At 67.0% G+C, this 16,274-nt stretch carries 15 protein-coding genes; 5 read left to right on the forward strand and 10 right to left on the reverse strand.

Translation table 11 applies throughout. From position 1 onward, the window contains the following. Positions 1–111: 111 nt before the first annotated feature. Positions 112–702, forward strand: coding sequence for an aminoacyl-tRNA hydrolase (gene pth / locus F7Q96_RS18910; protein WP_151023113.1), 591 nt, complete (start codon positions 112–114; stop codon positions 700–702). 60 nt (positions 703–762) lie between these two features. On the opposite strand, the gene F7Q96_RS18915 is transcribed toward pth, so the two are convergent. The 7 genes from F7Q96_RS18915 to F7Q96_RS18945 form a co-directional block, all read right to left on the reverse strand. After that, positions 763–2,352, reverse strand: coding sequence for a hypothetical protein (locus F7Q96_RS18915; protein WP_144425729.1), 1,590 nt, complete (start codon positions 2,350–2,352; stop codon positions 763–765). A 107-nt stretch (positions 2,353–2,459) separates the two neighbouring features. Beyond that, positions 2,460–3,683, reverse strand: coding sequence for a hypothetical protein (locus tag F7Q96_RS18920; RefSeq protein WP_144425728.1), 1,224 nt, complete (start codon positions 3,681–3,683; stop codon positions 2,460–2,462). A gap of 233 nt (positions 3,684–3,916) precedes the next feature. Continuing rightward, positions 3,917–4,177, reverse strand: coding sequence for a YfhL family 4Fe-4S dicluster ferredoxin (locus F7Q96_RS18925; protein ID WP_053821024.1), 261 nt, complete (start codon positions 4,175–4,177; stop codon positions 3,917–3,919). A gap of 173 nt (positions 4,178–4,350) precedes the next feature. Further along, on the reverse strand, positions 4,351–4,836 hold the full coding sequence (coaD, locus tag F7Q96_RS18930) for a pantetheine-phosphate adenylyltransferase (RefSeq protein ID WP_006576803.1): 486 nt from the start codon (positions 4,834–4,836) through the stop codon (positions 4,351–4,353). Between the two features lie 210 nt (positions 4,837–5,046). Next, positions 5,047–5,706 carry a 16S rRNA (guanine(966)-N(2))-methyltransferase RsmD gene (rsmD, locus tag F7Q96_RS18935; RefSeq protein ID WP_170265927.1) on the reverse strand — a complete coding sequence of 220 codons (660 nt, stop codon included), beginning with the start codon at positions 5,704–5,706 and terminating at the stop codon, positions 5,047–5,049. 136 nt (positions 5,707–5,842) lie between these two features. Then, positions 5,843–7,246 (reverse strand): M16 family metallopeptidase, encoded by a 1,404-nt coding sequence (locus tag F7Q96_RS18940; protein WP_082371377.1) that lies wholly within the window; start codon positions 7,244–7,246, stop codon positions 5,843–5,845. A 9-nt stretch (positions 7,247–7,255) separates the two neighbouring features. Beyond that, positions 7,256–8,689, reverse strand: a complete 1,434-nt coding sequence (locus F7Q96_RS18945; RefSeq protein WP_151023096.1) for a M16 family metallopeptidase — start codon at positions 8,687–8,689, stop codon at positions 7,256–7,258. Between the two features lie 183 nt (positions 8,690–8,872). Here F7Q96_RS18945 and ftsY point away from each other — a divergent pair, with 183 nt between their 5' ends. After that, positions 8,873–10,258, forward strand: coding sequence for a signal recognition particle-docking protein FtsY (gene ftsY / locus F7Q96_RS18950; protein ID WP_249041690.1), 1,386 nt, complete (start codon positions 8,873–8,875; stop codon positions 10,256–10,258). An 89-nt stretch (positions 10,259–10,347) separates the two neighbouring features. Here the strand turns inward: ftsY and maiA are convergent, their stop codons facing one another. Further along, positions 10,348–10,995 carry a maleylacetoacetate isomerase gene (gene maiA / locus F7Q96_RS18955; protein ID WP_053821022.1) on the reverse strand — a complete coding sequence of 216 codons (648 nt, stop codon included), beginning with the start codon at positions 10,993–10,995 and terminating at the stop codon, positions 10,348–10,350. Positions 10,996–10,999: 4 nt separating this feature from the next. Continuing rightward, on the reverse strand, positions 11,000–11,704 hold the full coding sequence (locus F7Q96_RS18960) for a fumarylacetoacetate hydrolase family protein (protein ID WP_053821021.1): 705 nt from the start codon (positions 11,702–11,704) through the stop codon (positions 11,000–11,002). 292 nt (positions 11,705–11,996) lie between these two features. Here F7Q96_RS18960 and F7Q96_RS18965 point away from each other — a divergent pair, with 292 nt between their 5' ends. The 3 genes from F7Q96_RS18965 (at position 11,997) to ybiB (ending at position 15,136) form a co-directional block, all read left to right on the forward strand. After that, a complete protein-coding gene (locus F7Q96_RS18965; protein WP_151023098.1) occupies positions 11,997–12,659 on the forward strand; it encodes an ANTAR domain-containing response regulator in 663 nt (220 codons plus the stop codon). A gap of 31 nt (positions 12,660–12,690) precedes the next feature. Beyond that, on the forward strand, positions 12,691–14,010 hold the full coding sequence (locus F7Q96_RS18970; protein WP_053821019.1) for a CmpA/NrtA family ABC transporter substrate-binding protein: 1,320 nt from the start codon (positions 12,691–12,693) through the stop codon (positions 14,008–14,010). Positions 14,011–14,119: 109 nt separating this feature from the next. Then, positions 14,120–15,136, forward strand: a complete 1,017-nt coding sequence (gene ybiB, locus F7Q96_RS18975; RefSeq protein WP_053821018.1) for a DNA-binding protein YbiB — start codon at positions 14,120–14,122, stop codon at positions 15,134–15,136. Between the two features lie 92 nt (positions 15,137–15,228). Here ybiB and F7Q96_RS18980 read toward each other — a convergent pair whose 3' ends face one another. Continuing rightward, a complete protein-coding gene (locus F7Q96_RS18980) occupies positions 15,229–16,104 on the reverse strand; it encodes a pirin family protein (protein ID WP_053821017.1) in 876 nt (291 codons plus the stop codon). Positions 16,105–16,274 lie beyond the last annotated feature (170 nt).

The following is a 16,274-nucleotide window of genomic DNA, read 5'->3' on the forward strand; positions in this document are numbered from 1 at the left end:
ACGCGTCGCCAGAAAGACCGCCGGTTCGTCCGGCGGTTTTTTTTCGCGTATGCTTCCCTGCTGCGCCGCGGCCCACCGCCGTGCATGCCCGCCACCGAATCCGTTTGCACCATGATCAAGCTCATCGTCGGCCTCGGCAATCCCGGGGCGGAATACGAAGCCACCCGGCACAATGCCGGCTTCTGGCTGATCGACCAGCTCGCCCGCATGGCCGGCGCCACGCCGCGCGTGGAAGGCCGTTTCCATGGGCTGGCGGCGCGCGCGCGCCTGTGGGACCACGATATTTGGCTGCTGAAGCCGTCGACCTTCATGAACCGCTCGGGCCTGGCCGTGGTGTCGTTGGCCCGCTTCTACAAGATCCTGCCCGACGAGATCCTGGTCGCGCATGACGAGATGGACCTGCCGGCCGGCGCGGTCAAGCTGAAGCGCGGCGGTGGCTCCGGCGGGCACAACGGTTTGAAGGACATTTCCGCGCATCTGTCGACGCCGGATTACTGGCGCCTGCGCATCGGCGTGGGCCATCCCCGCAATGCCGGCGGCGCCGGCGACCGGGAAGAGGTGGTCAACTTCGTGCTCAAGCCCCCGCGCCGGGAAGAGCAACAGGCCATCGACGAAGCGATCGATCGCAGCATGGCGCCGCTGTCTCTGCTGGCAAAAGGCGAAGCCGAACGCGCGATGATGCAGTTGCATTCGGCTAAATGACGGCCGGATGGTGACGCTGCCCCGATAACTGTGGCGGTCCAGCACCGGCCATAGAGCGGTTCAAACGACTATTGCGACCGGTTCGGCTTCCGCGGCAGGCTTCGCTTCAGGGCGACGTTGCAGACCGTTTTCCACGGCGCGCCGGATACCATCGCCATCCACGAGATTGCGGATTTTGATCTTCAACTCTTCGACGATGGGGTCTTTGACATCCGGATCGATCGGGCAAAACCGCAGTGGCCAAAGATCTTCCCGGGTCAATCCGATCTGTTTCAAGGTGTGCTTGATCAGCCGTCGCGCGTTGGCATCATTTCCGCCGGTCCTGTCCAGCATCCGGACCGCTTGATCGATGACGTCGTCAAGCGGGGGCAACTCGTTGTCCTTCGGCCCGCCCTCTTCCGACGCGGCGGCGTGATTGTTGCCCTTGTCGATCGCCGCCTGGATGGATTTCGCGGAATTGCGATTCCGAATTCCGGCATACAACGTCCAGCCGGCCAATGCCAGGCCGCCGATGATGCCGAACAGAATACCGCCGGTCGACACCCCACCCACGACGAGGAACAGGGCCAGAGAAATCGCGCCGACGGCCATCGCCGCGGCACCATAGGATATCCGCCATTTACCGACCCGAATCTGGCTCCTGGCGTCGTCCCTGGCGCGGATTTCGTTGTGCTCGGCATGCCTGAGCAAAGACTCTGCAAGCCGGCCGGCATTTGCGAGCTCGGCTTGCTGGCTTTCCTTTGCGTCCTTGAGTCGCTCTTTTGCGGTATTGATGGCTTCCAAGGCGCCGCTGGCCGCAGCCAGCTTCTTCAGCCCGTCATGCCACCGCAACGCTCCTGCGACGATATGGAGCGCGCCGCAACCGAGACTGAAGGCAAAACCGCAGATAGCGGTCGCCGTAGCGTTAATCGGCACTGCAGCAAGGTGCAATAGCTCGCTGACCTTGAAGCTGTCCCAGAGCAATGCCAGATTGCAGCCGACGCCGCCACCTTGAAGGATGCCGTCGCGCGCGAACATGACGGAGGAATGCTTCAGGGTATGGGCGGCCTCGCGATGATCTATCTGCGCGGTTTCATATTCCAGGTAGCTAACCGCCAATTCCAGCGCCCGCTTTTCTTTCACCCGCCCGCCTGTTGAACACTGCACAATGGAAATGTCGCGTTCGGCGGAACACACCTCGTGCTCGGCATCCGGCTCTAGACCTTCGCTCGTAATTGCACCTGTCAGCTTTGTTTTCTGGGCGTCGGATTTCCGGCACCGGACGTAGTTGACAAATGCTTCATGCCCCTCTCCGTTATCGTCGATTTGCCGACCAGTGCGCTGATGCCGGTTGGCATGCTGCCCGAAAACAACGGACGTTATGATCATTTCGGCGAACGATGCGACGCTGCCGAGCGCGATTCCGGCTTGGGAAACGGTATGCCTGGCGCCCTCAGCGGTGAATCGAGTGGTAAGAAGCGCCGAAGATGGATTTGCGCGGAAGAAGGCTGTGATGGAGTCTATGAACGCGCCGACTCTATACAGCGCAATGCTGCTCCAGCCGTAATACAAACCCGCATTGGCAAAGGCCACCCGCCGCTCTCCCGGCAAAACCCCATGCCGGTCGGCAAGCCAGCTCGCATAGGTAACATGGCCGCGCACGCTTCCCATGGATCGTCTCCTCCTAAGTCTGCTTGGTACGACGAGCATCCTGTCGGACCCGGACTGCTATCCGGCATCTGTTGGTGCGATAACGCCGTTGGAATGCCTGGTTATTGTCAAGAGCCACCACCACCGGCGGTTTCGGACCACGGAACAACGGTACGCGCATACATGGTGGCAACGATTTCCTGGTGCCTGCGATCCCTCCGGGCGCGATCCACCGCATATCGCGGAGTAGCCATGTATCGCAATAGGCGCCGGTTATCTATCTCCCTTTCCTCGGGAGGATATATGGGGATTGTGGAGTCGCTTATCGCTGCGGACGAGGGAAATCCATTAAATCGATTCCGCATGATTTCTACAGCCGGGAAGCCATACTTCGCATCTTTGCCGTGCTTTTCCCAGCGCCGCTGAATAACGACAGCCGTAATGGCCAATCCAAGCACGGCGGCGGATTTGATGGACGTCGATGGTGGAATCAACTCCAGGATCTGCTTCCATCTCGCCTCATCCCGCGCCCTTGAATTGTCGCCGCCCAGCCTCTGTGCTTGTGCGATGGCGCCCAGCAGCGGCTCGGCTTCCTTCGCGGTATCCGCGTTAAGAAAAAGCGGCGTTGCGTAGCGAAGCAGGGCGTCGTGGAAGTCTGCCCCCATTCCTGCGCAAGCCCCGCGGCACGCGAATTCAATGAGCAACGTGATGGCCCAATATGGAGAACGGGCCATGGCATGTTGGAATACGCTATGTAAAACCTCAAGCTTGGTACTATCCGTCAGCTTGTGGAACAACGGCCAGGCCTCGTGAAATATTCGTTCCGGGATACGAGGGTACATTTTGCCAAGCCGCTTGAGCGTCTCCTCGAATATCGCCCTTGCACGCCAGCGGTTCCATCGGTACCCGGTGAAGAAATTGAGCAAGAGCGATACATCCTTCATGCATGACGTCTGCGACCGGAAATCCAGACTCTTCTTGCTGGCAATCAAGTCTCGAAACAACTGAAACTCTGGCCAGTAAGGCTTGAGCTGCTGATGAAGAAGCCGGCAGGTCATGGCAAGCGTTGCGCGTTCGAAAGGGTCCGCGAGGTAAAGGATGATCCGATCGGTGGCTACCTTCGGCAAAGCCGCGATATGTTTGTTTTCGGCTTCCGGCGTGCGTCGCGAGCCGTCGGTCCGCGAAAAGACCTTGGCCAGAGCGGCCATGACCCCATGCGGATTGTCGCGCACGGCGATGGTGGAACCATCCACGCCAAGTCGGCCCTCGGACCGACCGAACGATGCCATTTCATGGGCGCTGATACCCGGCAACGCCGGGCTTGGATAACCCTCGGTGCAGATTTGCGGCATGGCGCTCTCCCGAGCTGTAGGAATGCCGTGCACAGTCGCATGTTGGCGATGGCTGCCGCTTAACAAGCGCGCGGATTCCGACAACTTTTGGTTGCATTCGGCTCCGGCGGTGTTGCGTTGTGCGCGGTCGGTAACCGACCGGCGATAAAAAAACCCCGCCGTGGTTCCTGGCGGGGTTTCTATTGCGGCGCACGGCGTGTCAGCCGCCGCCTGCTCTGCTCACGCACCCTGTCTCAGGCGGCGTGCTTGGCGGCCGTCAGCAGGCGATAGCGCTGCATCAGCACTTCGTGTGTCTCGACCCGGTTCGGATCGCGTGGGATGCAAGCGACGGGGCACACCTGCTGGCATTGCGGCTCGTCAAAATGGCCGACGCACTCGGTGCATTTGTTGGGGTCGATCTCGTAGATTTCGGGCCCCATCGAAATTGCTTCGTTCGGGCACTCGGGCTCACAAACGTCGCAATTGATGCAATCGTCGGTGATCATCAGCGCCATGATATTTCCTTCTGCAGTCCGGCCATCGCCGCGCCCACTGTGCGCGGTCCGCCGCTGGAGCCCGCCCGCGCCCGACTGGCCGCGTCCTGACGGATTCCGAACCCCGTATTCTAGGCGTTTTCGGGCCGGCCCGCCGAGCCGGCCCTGGCTTGCGACGGCGGCGGATCGAGGGCTCAGTCGCCCTTGCCGATCTTCTCCTTGAGCCAGCGCTCGACCGACGGGAACACGAACTTGCTGACGTCGCCGCCCAGCACCGCGATCTCGCGCACGAAGGTGCCGGAGATGAACTGGTATTGATCGGACGGCGTCAGGAACATCGTTTCGACGTCCGGCAGCAGATAGCGGTTCATGCCGGCCATCTGGAACTCGTACTCGAAGTCCGACACGGCGCGCAGGCCACGCACGATGACGCGCGCATTGTTCTTGCGCACGAAATCCTTCAGCAGGCCGGAAAAGCCGTCGACGCGCACATTCGGATAGTGCCCCAGCACTTCCTTGGCGATGCCGATGCGCTCTTCCAGCGAAAAGAAGGGGCGCTTGTTGGGGCTATGGGCGACTCCGACCACCAGCTCATCGAAGATATTGGACGCCCTGCGCACCAGATCCTCGTGTCCCCGGGTCAATGGATCGAACGTGCCGGGATAGACCGCGACGACCATGCTTCCTCCTTGTTCTGCCCGCTGCCGTGAACCGGCAAGCCGCACCGGCACCGGCTTTGCAGCCGGCTTGCGCCGATGCCGCCAGGCGAGCGTTGGCGACAGCGGCGTAGTGTACCCCTAAATGCGCGGCTTGAAAGCCGCCGCGCCGAGCCGGCGGCAGCGCCTTGGGCGATCATCGCGCACTGGAGCGCGAAGCGCCAGCGCCGGGATTCAGTCGGCCGCGCCGCGATGGCGCAGCAGGTGGAAATGGACGGCGCCGGCACGTGCGTGGCGCACGATTTCGAGCGACGCGGGCACCGGCGCATCGGCGCCATGCAACGGGCTTTCCGATTCGACATAGACCAGGCCCGCCGCGTGAGTCAGCCGCTCCGCATGGGCCAGCGCCGGGCCGATCCAGTCCTCGGCGAACGGCGGGTCGAGAAAGACCACGTCGAAACTGGCGGCCGGCATCTGTGCCGCGATGGCGAAGGCATCACCCTGGACGATCTGGATCTGCTCGGCACCGAGCCGGCCCTGGTTGTCGCGCAGTTGCCGAACCACGCGCGGATTGGCCTCGACCATCGTCACATGGGCAGCGCCACGCGAGGCGGCCTCGAAGCCCAGTGCGCCGGAACCGGCGAACAGGTCCAGGCAGCGCTGGCCGGTCAGATCCTGGCCGAGCCAGTTGAACAGTGTCTCCCGGACGCGGTCCGGCGTGGGCCGCAGCCCCTCGGCATCGAGTACCGGCAGCGGTGTGCGCTTCCAGCGGCCCCCGATGATGCGGACCTGCGCGGGAGCCTGGCGGGCAGAGAACGAGGGGACGCGCCCACGGGGCGCGGTCTGGGTGCGCCCGCCGGCGGCGGGCTGCGGAGAGGGGGAACGCGGACTCATTCCGTGATTGTAGAGCCTGCCGCGTCGTTGCCTGGCGCCGGCGCACAGGCCGCGTTGGGTCGCTATGCGCGGGAGCGCACTGAGCGGCGAGCCTCGGCAGGCGCCGGAGCGGCGGCGCGGGCTGGCGCCGCCAGGCTCATCGAGCGGCCGCGGTCGGCGCCCCGGCAGGGCCGCCGGTAGGCCCGCCGACGATCACGGTGGCCATCGCGTCGGGCCGGACATGCCGCTGGAAGGCCTGCCTGACATGCTGGCGATCGACCTTGGCGATCTGCGCGGTCCAGGTATCGAGATAGTCCAGCGGCAGGCCGTACCAGCCGATATTCGCGACGTTGGTCAGCAGCTTGCGGTTGCTGTCGATCCGCAGCGGGAAGCCGTTGATCAGATTGTCCTTGGCCGCCTTCAGCTCGGCCTGCGTCGGCCCTTCCTCGACGAAGCGCTTGAGCACCTGCCGCACCAGCGCGAGCGCCTCGTCGGTCTGCGCCTTGCTGGTCTGCAGGCCGATGCCGAACGGTCCCGGCTGCTTGGACGGAGCGAAATAGCTGTCGACGCCGTAGGTCAGGCCGCGCTTCTCGCGGACCTCCTCGGTCAGACGCGAACTGAAGCCGCCACCGCCGAGCACATAGTTGCCGACCAGCAGCGCGAAATAGTCGGGATCGCCGCGCGCGATGGCCGGCTGGCCCAGCACGACCGTGGCCTGCTGCGCGGGATGCGGGACGCGCTGCACGCTGGCGCCAATGTCCATCTTGACCGGCGGCATCTCCGGCGGCGCGGCGCCGTTGGGCAGGCCGCGCGTCAGCAGCTCGGCGATCTGCTCGGCCTGGCGGCGATCGATCGCGCCGATCAGCGTGACGACCGCGCGCGAGGCCGCGTAGTTGGCGCGCCAGAAGCGTTCCAGGTCGGCGCGCGTGACCGACGCCACCGACTCGGCGGTCGCCGACATGCCGTAAGGGTGGTTCGGGTAGATGGCCTTGGACAGCAGCTTGTCGGCGATCACGCCAGGGCGCGTATCGCCCTCGCGGATCGCCGCGATCATCCGTTCCTTCTCGCGTGCGACCACGGCCTCGGGGAAGGTCGGCGCCTTGATCAGCTGCGCGGCCAGCGTGACCGACTGCGTCAGCTCCGGATTGGAGGTCAGCGTACGCAGCCCGATGCCGCCGCGGTCGCCGCCGGCCGCGCCGCCGAAGCTGGCGCCGGTATCGGCGAAGGCGTCGGCGATCTGGGCTTCGTCGCGCGCCGGCTGGCCTTCGACCGCGCCGGTGCCCTTGTCGAGCAGCGCGGCCGTCAGCGTCGCGAGTCCGGCCTTGCCGGGCGGATCATAGCGGCTGCCGGCATCGAAATCGACGTTGATGTCGAGCATCGGAATCGACGGGCTGCGCACGAAATAGACGCGGGCGCCGGTCGACGCGGTCCAGTGTTCGATCGGAATGGCTGCCTGCGCGGCAGCGGCGCCGAGGCCCGCGAGCAGGCCGGCGGCGACCGCCAGCGTCCGGCGCAGCCGCGCCGAGGGACGGGAAAACGAGAGCGAATCGATGGCGAACATCGGCGGTCCTCAGTGGCGCAGGCCGGACGGGGCCTGGGGCTTGGGCTGGTTGGGATCGATCGGCTGCGGCAGCAGCGTCGCCACGGTCAGGTTGTCCTCGCTGAAGTATTTGCCCGCCACCGTCTTGACCTGCTCCGGCGTGACCTGCTTGATCCGTTCGAGGATGCGATCGAGCTGCTGCCACGAGATGCCGGCGATCTCGGCCACGCCGATCTCCATGCCCTGTCCGAACACCGAGTCGCGCTTGTAGATCTGTCCTGCCACGACCTGCGCCTTGACGCGCCGCAGCTCCTCGTCGGACACGCCTTCGCGCGCGATCCGTTCGATCTGCTGGCGCAAGGCGCGCTCGATCTCGTCGGTGGTATGGCCGTTGGCCGGCGTGCCGTCGAGCACGAACAGCGACTCGCCGCGATTGATGCCGTCGTAGCCGACATTGACATCGTCGGCCAGCCGCTGCGTACGAACCAGGTCGCGCGTCAGCCGTGCATTGTCGTAGCCGTTGAGCACGGCGGCCAGCACCTCGAGCGCATACGGATCGATGTCCTTCTCGACGTCGCGCAGGCGCGGCACCTTGTAGGCCAGCACCAGATAGGGATTCTCGGCGGGCGCCTTGACCCAGATCCGCTTGACGCCCTTCTGCGGCGGCTCGATCTGCGGCTTGCGCACCGGCAGCGGACGCGGCTTGAGCTTGCCGTAGGTCCGCTCGGCAAGCGCCCGGACCTCGGCGGGATTGACGTCGCCGGCCACCACCAGGATCGCGTTGTTCGGCACGTACCACTCGCGATACCAGGCGCTGACATCGTCGACGCGCATATTGACCAGGTCGTTCATCCAGCCGATCACCGGATGGCGATAGCCGGCGCTGGTATAGACGGTGGCCAGCAGCTGTTCGTAGACGGTGCCGCGCGGCGAGTCGTCGGTGCGCAGCCGGCGCTCTTCCATCACGACCTTCATCTCGCGCTCGAAGTCCTCGGCGCGGATCACCAGGTTGGCCATGCGATCCGCTTCGAGCTCCATCATGCGCGGCAGATGTTGCCTGGCGATCTGCTGGAAGTACATCGTGAAATCGCGATTGGTCATCGCGTTCTCGCGGCCGCCGAGCGCGGCGATCTGCCGCGAGAACTCGCCCGGCCCGACCTTGGGCGTGCCCTTGAACATCATGTGTTCGAGCATATGGGCCACGCCGGTGGTGCCGCTGACCTCGTCGATGCCGCCGACGCGATACCAGACCTGATGGGCGACCGTGGGGGCGCGATGGTCTTCCTTGACGATCACGCGCATGCCGTTGGCCAGCTTGAATTCGGTGGTGCCGCCATCGGGAACCGCGGCCTGTACCGCTGCCCCGGGGGCCGGCGGCGCGTCGACCGCGACGCCCTGCGCATGCGCCAGCGGCAGCCAGGCGGCTGCCGCCAGCAACGCGAGCGAGGCCAGACGGGCTGGCATGTCGGGCCGCCATGATGGCGAAGGGAACGGTCGGCGCCGATCGGCGCCTTTGGTGACATGCTGATCGGCGGGCATTGCGCCCTGCCACGTCGACGCCGCGGTCGACCCTGCGCGATGGTTCATGCGACCCCGTCTGCTAGAATTTTGGCGATTGATTCTACCGGGGTATGGACCCCTTTCCCAATGTTTAGTTTCTGGAAGAAGCGCAAGGCCGAGCCGGCCGACGCGCCCGCCGAGGCGTCGACGCAGGCAACATCGGCCCCGGCAGCGCAGGCGCCGGCCGCCGCAGCGCCGTCGGCCAGCGCCGCACCGGCGCAGCCGGAAACGGTGGCGCAGCCCGCGCCGATCGCAGCCCCCGCTCCGGCGGCCCAAGCCAAACCCGCACCGTCCCGCCTGTCACCGCTGTCGTGGTTCACGCGATCCTCGCAACCCGAGGCGGAAGCCCCTGCCCCGGGGTTGCCGCCGGCAGAACCGCAGCGCGAACCCGAGCCACAGCGCGAGCCCGAACCACAACCGGAACCACAACCGGAACCACAACCCGAACCGCAGCCCGAACCCCAAGCGGCACCGCAGCCCGCCCCTGCCGCGCAGCCCGCGCCCGCTGCCGCCGACGACAGCGATGACGACGAGATGGTGCTGGTCCCCGTCCCGCCGCCGAGCGAGGAGGCCAAGCGCGGCTGGATGCAGCGGCTGCGCACAGGCCTGTCCAAGACCAGCCGCGGCATCAGCACGCTGTTCGTCGGCGTCAAGGTCGACGAGGCGCTGTTCGAGGAGCTGGAGACCGCGCTGCTGATGGCCGATGCCGGCGTCGAGGCGACCGAATATCTGCTCGGCGAACTGCGCCGCCGTGTCCGGAGCGAGCGCATCGACACCGCCGAGGGCGTAAGGCTCGCGCTGCGCGATCTGCTGACCGAGCTGCTGCGTCCGCTCGAAAAGACCATGGAGCTCGGCCGCGAGCAGCCGATGGTGATGATGATCGCGGGCGTCAACGGCGCCGGCAAGACGACCAGCATCGGCAAGCTGTGCAAGCACTTCCAGCACTACGGCCAATCGGTGCTGCTGGCCGCCGGCGATACCTTCCGTGCCGCCGCGCGCGAGCAGCTGACGATCTGGGGCGAGCGCAACAACGTCACCGTGGTCTCGCAGGAGAGCGGCGATCCGGCCGCGGTGATCTTCGACGCGGTCAACGCGGCCCGTGCGCGCGGCGTCGATATCGTGATGGCCGACACCGCCGGCCGCCTGCCGACGCAGCTGCATCTGATGGAAGAGCTGAAGAAGGTCAAGCGCGTGATCGGCAAGGCGATGCCCACCGCGCCGCACGAGGCGCTGCTGGTGATCGACGCCAACACCGGGCAAAACGCGCTGGCGCAGGTCAAGGCCTTCGACGATGCGTTGCAGCTGACGGGCCTGATCGTGACCAAGCTCGACGGCACTGCCAAGGGCGGCATCCTGGCCGCGATCGCGCGCCAGCGTCCGGTGCCGGTCTACTTCATCGGCGTTGGCGAAAAGGTCGAGGACCTCCAGCCGTTCAAGGCCGACGAGTTCGCGCGGGCGCTGCTGGGCGACTGAGCACGCGTTCTGCGCGACGAAAAAAAAGGGCGCCGCTGGAGACAGCGGCGCCCGTTCTTCGTTGACGGCCGTCGGCCTTGTCGCGTCCGCTACTCCGCGTCGGGCTGCGCCTTCGGCGCGGCCTGCTGGAACGCCGGCAGTTCCATGCACGCTTCGAAAATCCGCACGATGGTCGGATAAGGGTCCAGATCGACCTGGAAGCGCTGCGCGTTGAAGACCTGCGGCACCAGGCAGATGTCGGCCAGCGTCGGCGTATCGCCCAGGCAGAAGCGGCCGGCCTTGCCCTCGCGCGTCAACGTGGCTTCGAGTCCGGCAAAGCCGATCTCGATCCAGTGCCGATACCAGGCGTCCTTCGCTTCCTCGCTGACGCCGAGCGTGTGCTTCAGATACTTGAGCACGCGCAGGTTGTTCAGCGGATGGATCTCGCAGGCGATCGACTGCGCCACTGCGCGCACGTAGGCGCGGTCCAGCGCCGTGCCGGGCAGCAGCGCCGGCTCGGGATGGGTCTCGTCCAGGTATTCGACGATCGCCATCGACTGCGACAGCGCATGGTCATCGTCCAGCAGCGTCGGCACCAGCGCATTGGCGTTCAGTGCGCGGTATTGCTCGCTCAGTTGCTGGCCGCCATCCTTGAGCAGATGCACCGGCACGTATTCGAAGGGCAGGCCCTTGAGCGCCAGCGCGATGCGCACGCGGAACGCCGCCGAACTGCGGAAATAGCTGTAGAGCTTGAGCATCGCCTCAGACCACCTTGACCACCAGTTCGCCCACGCCTTCGATCGCACACTGCATGCGATCGCCCTTGACCACCGGGCCCACGCCCTCGGGCGTGCCGCTGTAGATCAGATCGCCCGGCTGCAGCTCGAACAGCTTCGACAGATACGACACCATCTCGGGCACCGACCAGATCAGGTCGGACAGGTCGCCGCGCTGCTTCTCCGCGCCGTTGACCGCCAGCGTCACCGCGCCGCGCTCCGGATGGCCGATCGCCTGCACCGGCACGATCGGGCCGATCGGCGCCGATCGGTCGAACGCCTTGCCGGTCTCCCACGGGCGTCCGGTCTTCTTCGATTCGTTCTGCAGGTCACGCCGCGTCATGTCGAGACCGACGGCATAACCGAACACATGCGCGGCGGCCTGCTCGACCGGGATGTCGCGGCCGCCCTTGCCGATCGCGACCACCAGCTCGACTTCGTAGTGCACGTTGTTCGAACCCGGCGGATACGGGAACGTACCCTCGGCGCCGTCGGCCACCGGGCTGACCGCGTCGCTCGGCTTGCAGAAGAAGAACGGCGGTTCGCGGTCCGGGTCCGATCCCATCTCGCGTGCGTGGGCGGCGTAGTTGCGGCCGACGCAGTAGACCCGCCGCACCGGGAAACGCGCACTGCTGCCGCGCACCGGCACGCCGGTGGGCGCGGGGGGTTGGAATACGAACTCCTCGGTCATGCATCTCTCCACTGGATGGATTCTGGAATGGATATCGGAGCGCGGTCCCGACGGCGCGGCGAGCGCCGAAGCGGGACCGGCGCGGCGAGGGCATCGGCGGTGCCCGACCCCTCGCGGCAGGGCATCAGCATACACCGGCCGCCCCATCGCGGGGCAAGCGGCGCCCCAAAACCCGGCGTGATTCTTGCATGAAGCAGGAGCAGAGATCGGCCGCCGAAGCGGCCACAGAAGGCCGGCCAACAAGCCAGCCAGCGAGCCGGCCACCGAACGTCGGCCACGCCTGACCGAACCCATGAATCGCCGTCCGTCCCGTCCCTCCGCCACGCCTCCCGCGCCCTCGGCCGCCACGCCCGCCGGCCCCGCTTCGGGCGCGCGCCCGCTGCGTATCCTGCTGGTGCGCGATCCGCTCGACGCCGATCCGCTGAACGTCGACACGATCCGCGCCGGCCTGGCGGCTGCCGGCTTCGGCGAGGTCGAGACGGTCGACGCCGACCTCGCATTGCCGGACGTCATCGCGGCGCGCCAGCCGGACCTGATCATCATCGCTTCGGAATCCGCTGCGCGCGATACGGTCGAGCACGTGTGCGTGTCGACCCAGCATGCGCCGCGCCCGATCGTGCTGTTCACCGACAACGACGACGCCGAGCGCATCAAGGCCGCGCTGACCGCCGGCATCACCGCCTATATCGTCGACGGTCTGCGCGCCGAACGCGTCAAGACCGTGCTCGATGTCGCCTACGCGCGCTTTCAGCTGGACCAGGCGCTGCGCGCGGAGCTCGACGCGACCCGGCTGAAGCTGACCGAGCGCAAGCTGGTCGAGCGCGCCAAGGGCCTGCTGATGCAGGCGCGTGGCCTGAGCGAGGACGACGCCTACAAGCGGCTGCGCACCATGGCGATGGAGCGCGGCATCAAGCTGGTGGACGCCGCCCAGCGCGTAATCGACGTGATGGGCTAGGACCTCTCGCGCTTTTCCTTTGGAGTCTTGCATGCCCCCTCGCCTCAGTCCCGCCAACGCCCGGCGTCCCGCGGTCGTTGCCGACGCACATGACGCTGGCGCCGACGCGCCGCCCGCCGGCCAGGGCCGCCGCCGCACGCGCACGCATCCGGCCGCAGCTTCGTTGATGACGCTGGTCGATCCGGTGGTGCGCGCGGGCGCCTGGGCGGCCGGTTCGGACGCGCCCGAGAAAACCGAGGTCCGGATCGGCTTCATCCCGCTGACCGACTGCGCCTCGATCGTGATGGCCGCCGCGCTGGGGCTGGACCGCAAGCACGGCATCCGCATCACGCCGGCCAGGGAAGCCTCGTGGGCCGGCGTGCGGGACAAGCTGGTCAATGGCGAGCTCGATGCCGCGCACGTGCTGTACGGCCTCGTCTACGGCGTGCAGCTGGGCATCGGCGGGCCGAGGAAGGACATGGCCGTGCTGATGAACCTGAACCGCAACGGACAGGCGATCTCGCTGTCGACGAAGCTGGCCGACAAGGGCGTCCGCGACGGCGCGAGCCTGCGCGCCTACATGACGCGAGAAACGCGCCAGTACACCTTCGCGCAGACCTTCCCCACCGGCACGCACGCAATGTGGCTGTACTACTGGCTGGCGGCCCACGGCATCGACCCGATGCGGGAGGCACGCGCGATCACCGTGCCGCCGCCGCAAATGGTGGCCAATATGCGGCTCGGCCTGATGGACGGCTTCTGCGCCGGCGAGCCGTGGCACGCGCGCGCGATCGCCGACGGCATCGGCTTCACCGCCGAGACCACGCAGGGCATCTGGCGCGACCATCCCGAGAAGACGCTGGGCACCACGGCCGAGTTCGTGCAGAAGTATCCGAACACCGCGCGCGCGATGGTGGCCGCGGTGCTGGAGGCATCGCGCTTCATCGACGCGTCGGTGTCGAACCGCCGCAGGACGGCCGAGACCATCGCCGCGCCATCCTGTGTGGACACCGACATGGCGCTGATCCTCGACCGCATGCTGGGCCGCTATGCCAACGGGCTGGGCCGGACCTGGGACGATCCCGACGCGATGCATTTCCATCGGGACGGCGAGGCCAACTATCCCTATCTGTCAGACGGCATGTGGTTCCTGACGCAGCACAAGCGCTGGGGGTTGCTGAAGGAACACCCGGACTATCTGGCGGTGGCGCGCAAGGTCAATCGCCTCGACGTCTACCGCCAGGCCGCCGCGGCCGCGCAGGTGCCGCTGCCGGCCAGCGATTTCCGCGCGGCCAGGCTGATGGACGGCGTGGTCTGGGACGCCACCCGGGACCCGAGGGCCTATGCCGACGGCTTCGCGATCAGGGTCTGAACTCCCGGGGGCCAGGCGCCTTGACGTATCGCGCTATCATCGGCCGAAACGCTTGATCTGCACCGCCAGAACCGCACTGCTCCGACCGCACCGCCCTCACCGCACCGCCATGCCCGCTGATCGCCACGACGACACCCAGCCCGCCTTTTCCGCGGCGCCCTATATCAAGGAAATCGGCCGCGGCGTCGCCGGCGCCCGTGCGCTGCCGCGCGACGACGCACGTCTGCTGTTCGACGCGATGCTGTCCGGCCGCGTCTCCGACCTCGAACTGGGCGCCGTACTGATGGCGTACCGGATCAAGGGCGAGGCGCCGCACGAGCTGGCCGGCATGCTGGAGGCCGCGCACGCGCACTGCCTGCCGCTGCCGGCGCCGGAACGCCAGGTGGTGGTCATTCCGAGCTACAACGGCGCGCGCAAGCAGCCCAATCTGGTACCGCTGCTGGCGCTGCTGCTCGCGCGGGAGGATATCCCCGTGCTGGTGCATGGAACGCGCGAGTTCAATCAGCGCGTCACCAGCATCATGCTGTTCGAGACGCTGGGTATCGCGCCGTGCGCGACGGTGGACGAGGCTGCGCGGCGGCTCGCGCAGCCCGGCGGTGGCACCGCCGATCCCGGTCCGCTGGCGGTGCTGCCGATCGACGTGCTGTCGCCGGCCCTGTCCGCGCTGCTGGACAAGCGCACCGTGATCGGGCTGCGCAATTCCTCGCACACCATCGTCAAGATGCTGCAGCCGGTCGGCGCGCATACGCCGGCCGAGGCGCTGCGGTTGTACAGCTATACGCATCCGGAATACCGCGAAACGCTGACCGATTACTTCTCGCACGAGCCGGCCAACGTGCTGCTGGCGCGCGGCACCGAGGGCGAGGTGGTGGCCGACGCGCGCCGTGGCAGCCGCATCGACTGGCTGCACGACGGCCATCAGCGCACGCTGGTGGATCCGATGTCGGGCTCGGTCGCCGACGTGCCGGCGCTGCCGCCGGGCACCGATGTGGCGCTGACGGCGGCGTGGATCCGCGACGTGCTGTCTGGCACCGTACCGGTGCCGGCGCCGATCGCGACGCAGATCGAGACGATCCGCGGTTGCCTGCGCGAGAGCGCGCGGGTCAGCTGGGTCAGTCCGCTGTAGCGAAAACCTTACCCTCTCCCCGGCCCTCTCCCGCCCCCTCTCCCGGCCCCTCTCCCGCATGCGGCAGAGGTAAGCAACCTTCGAATCGGGCGTCAGAGCCGCCGCGGCGGCAGCGGAATCCGCTCGGTCTCGCCCGGTACGTGCGGGAACTCGTCGTTCTCCCAGCGCCGCGCCGCCTCCTCGATCGCCTCGCGGCTGCTGGCGACGAAGTTCCAGAAGATGTGCCGACGGCCGTCGACCGGTTCGCCGCCGAGCAGCATCAGCCGCGACGGCTCCAGCGCCGTGACGGTCGCCTCGGCGCCCGGCGTCAGCACCGCCAGGTGCTCGGCCGGCAGCGCGATGCCGTCGATCGCGGCGGCACCGTCGACCAGGTACAGGCCGCGCTGCTCGTGCTCGGGCGGAATCACCAGGCTGGCGCCGGCGTCGAGCTCCAGCGCGGCATAGAGCGTGCGGCTGAACACCTGCACCGGCGAGCGCGCGCCGAAGGCGTCGCCGGCAATCACGGTGATGCGAGCGCCGCCGTGGACCAACCGCGGCAATGTGTCGGCCGGATGGTGGAAGAACGAGGGCGCGACCGTCTCGTGCTCGCGCGGCAGCGCCACCCAGGTCTGGATGCCGTGCAACCGCGGGCCGGCGTCCCGGGCGGCCTGCGGCGAACGCTCGGAATGGACGATGCCGCTGCCCGCGGTCATCCAGTTGACGTCGCCGGGCCGGATGGTCTGTTCGCTGCCGACGCTGTCGCGATGGACGATTTCGCCTTCGAACAGATAAGTGACGGTGGCAAGGCCAATATGAGGATGAGGACGCACATCCATGCCCTTGCCGGGCGCCAGCTCGACCGGGCCCATGTGGTCGAAGAAGATGAACGGACCTACCGTCTGCGCCGCAGCCGAGGGCAGTACCCGGCGCACCGAGAAGTCGCCGATATCTCTTACATGCGGTTTCAACAAATGTTCAATGGCGGACATGGCTGACACTCCAAGGGCGTGGCGGATCGACGCATTGCTGGCAAGTGTAGCCTTTGCGGCCCGATGGCATGGTCCCTGCAGCAGAACCCGGAGCGGGGCCGGCGCTCTAACGAACTCGTGTCCGTCGCCGCTGCGGTTTCCGGGCGACTTTCCGGCAACCTGTGGCGCTA

Origin of the sequence: Cupriavidus gilardii (assembly GCF_008801915.1) — a bacterium.
In the GTDB taxonomy this organism is placed as follows: Bacteria; Pseudomonadota; Gammaproteobacteria; order Burkholderiales; family Burkholderiaceae; genus Cupriavidus; species Cupriavidus gilardii.

Bases quoted from the DNA above. Each gene is read 5' to 3' on its own strand.
- F7Q96_RS18925 (WP_053821024.1), bottom strand. From the start codon at position 4,177: ATGGCGCTGATGATCACCGACGATTGCATCAATTGCGACGTTTGTGAG.
- F7Q96_RS18920 (WP_144425728.1), bottom strand. From the start codon at position 3,683: ATGCCGCAAATCTGCACCGAGGGTTATCCAAGCCCGGCGTTGCCGGGT.
- F7Q96_RS18965 (WP_151023098.1), top strand. From the start codon at position 11,997: ATGAATCGCCGTCCGTCCCGTCCCTCCGCCACGCCTCCCGCGCCCTCG.
- coaD (WP_006576803.1), bottom strand. From the start codon at position 4,836: ATGGTCGTCGCGGTCTATCCCGGCACGTTCGATCCATTGACCCGGGGA.
- ftsY (WP_249041690.1), top strand. From the start codon at position 8,873: ATGTTTAGTTTCTGGAAGAAGCGCAAGGCCGAGCCGGCCGACGCGCCC.
- F7Q96_RS18980 (WP_053821017.1), bottom strand. From the start codon at position 16,104: ATGTCCGCCATTGAACATTTGTTGAAACCGCATGTAAGAGATATCGGC.
- ybiB (WP_053821018.1), top strand. From the start codon at position 14,120: ATGCCCGCTGATCGCCACGACGACACCCAGCCCGCCTTTTCCGCGGCG.
- maiA (WP_053821022.1), bottom strand. From the start codon at position 10,995: ATGCTCAAGCTCTACAGCTATTTCCGCAGTTCGGCGGCGTTCCGCGTG.
- F7Q96_RS18915 (WP_144425729.1), bottom strand. From the start codon at position 2,352: ATGGGAAGCGTGCGCGGCCATGTTACCTATGCGAGCTGGCTTGCCGAC.
- F7Q96_RS18970 (WP_053821019.1), top strand. From the start codon at position 12,691: ATGCCCCCTCGCCTCAGTCCCGCCAACGCCCGGCGTCCCGCGGTCGTT.
- rsmD (WP_170265927.1), bottom strand. From the start codon at position 5,706: ATGAGTCCGCGTTCCCCCTCTCCGCAGCCCGCCGCCGGCGGGCGCACC.
- F7Q96_RS18945 (WP_151023096.1), bottom strand. From the start codon at position 8,689: ATGCCAGCCCGTCTGGCCTCGCTCGCGTTGCTGGCGGCAGCCGCCTGG.
- pth (WP_151023113.1), top strand. From the start codon at position 112: ATGATCAAGCTCATCGTCGGCCTCGGCAATCCCGGGGCGGAATACGAA.
- F7Q96_RS18940 (WP_082371377.1), bottom strand. From the start codon at position 7,246: ATGTTCGCCATCGATTCGCTCTCGTTTTCCCGTCCCTCGGCGCGGCTG.
- F7Q96_RS18960 (WP_053821021.1), bottom strand. From the start codon at position 11,704: ATGACCGAGGAGTTCGTATTCCAACCCCCCGCGCCCACCGGCGTGCCG.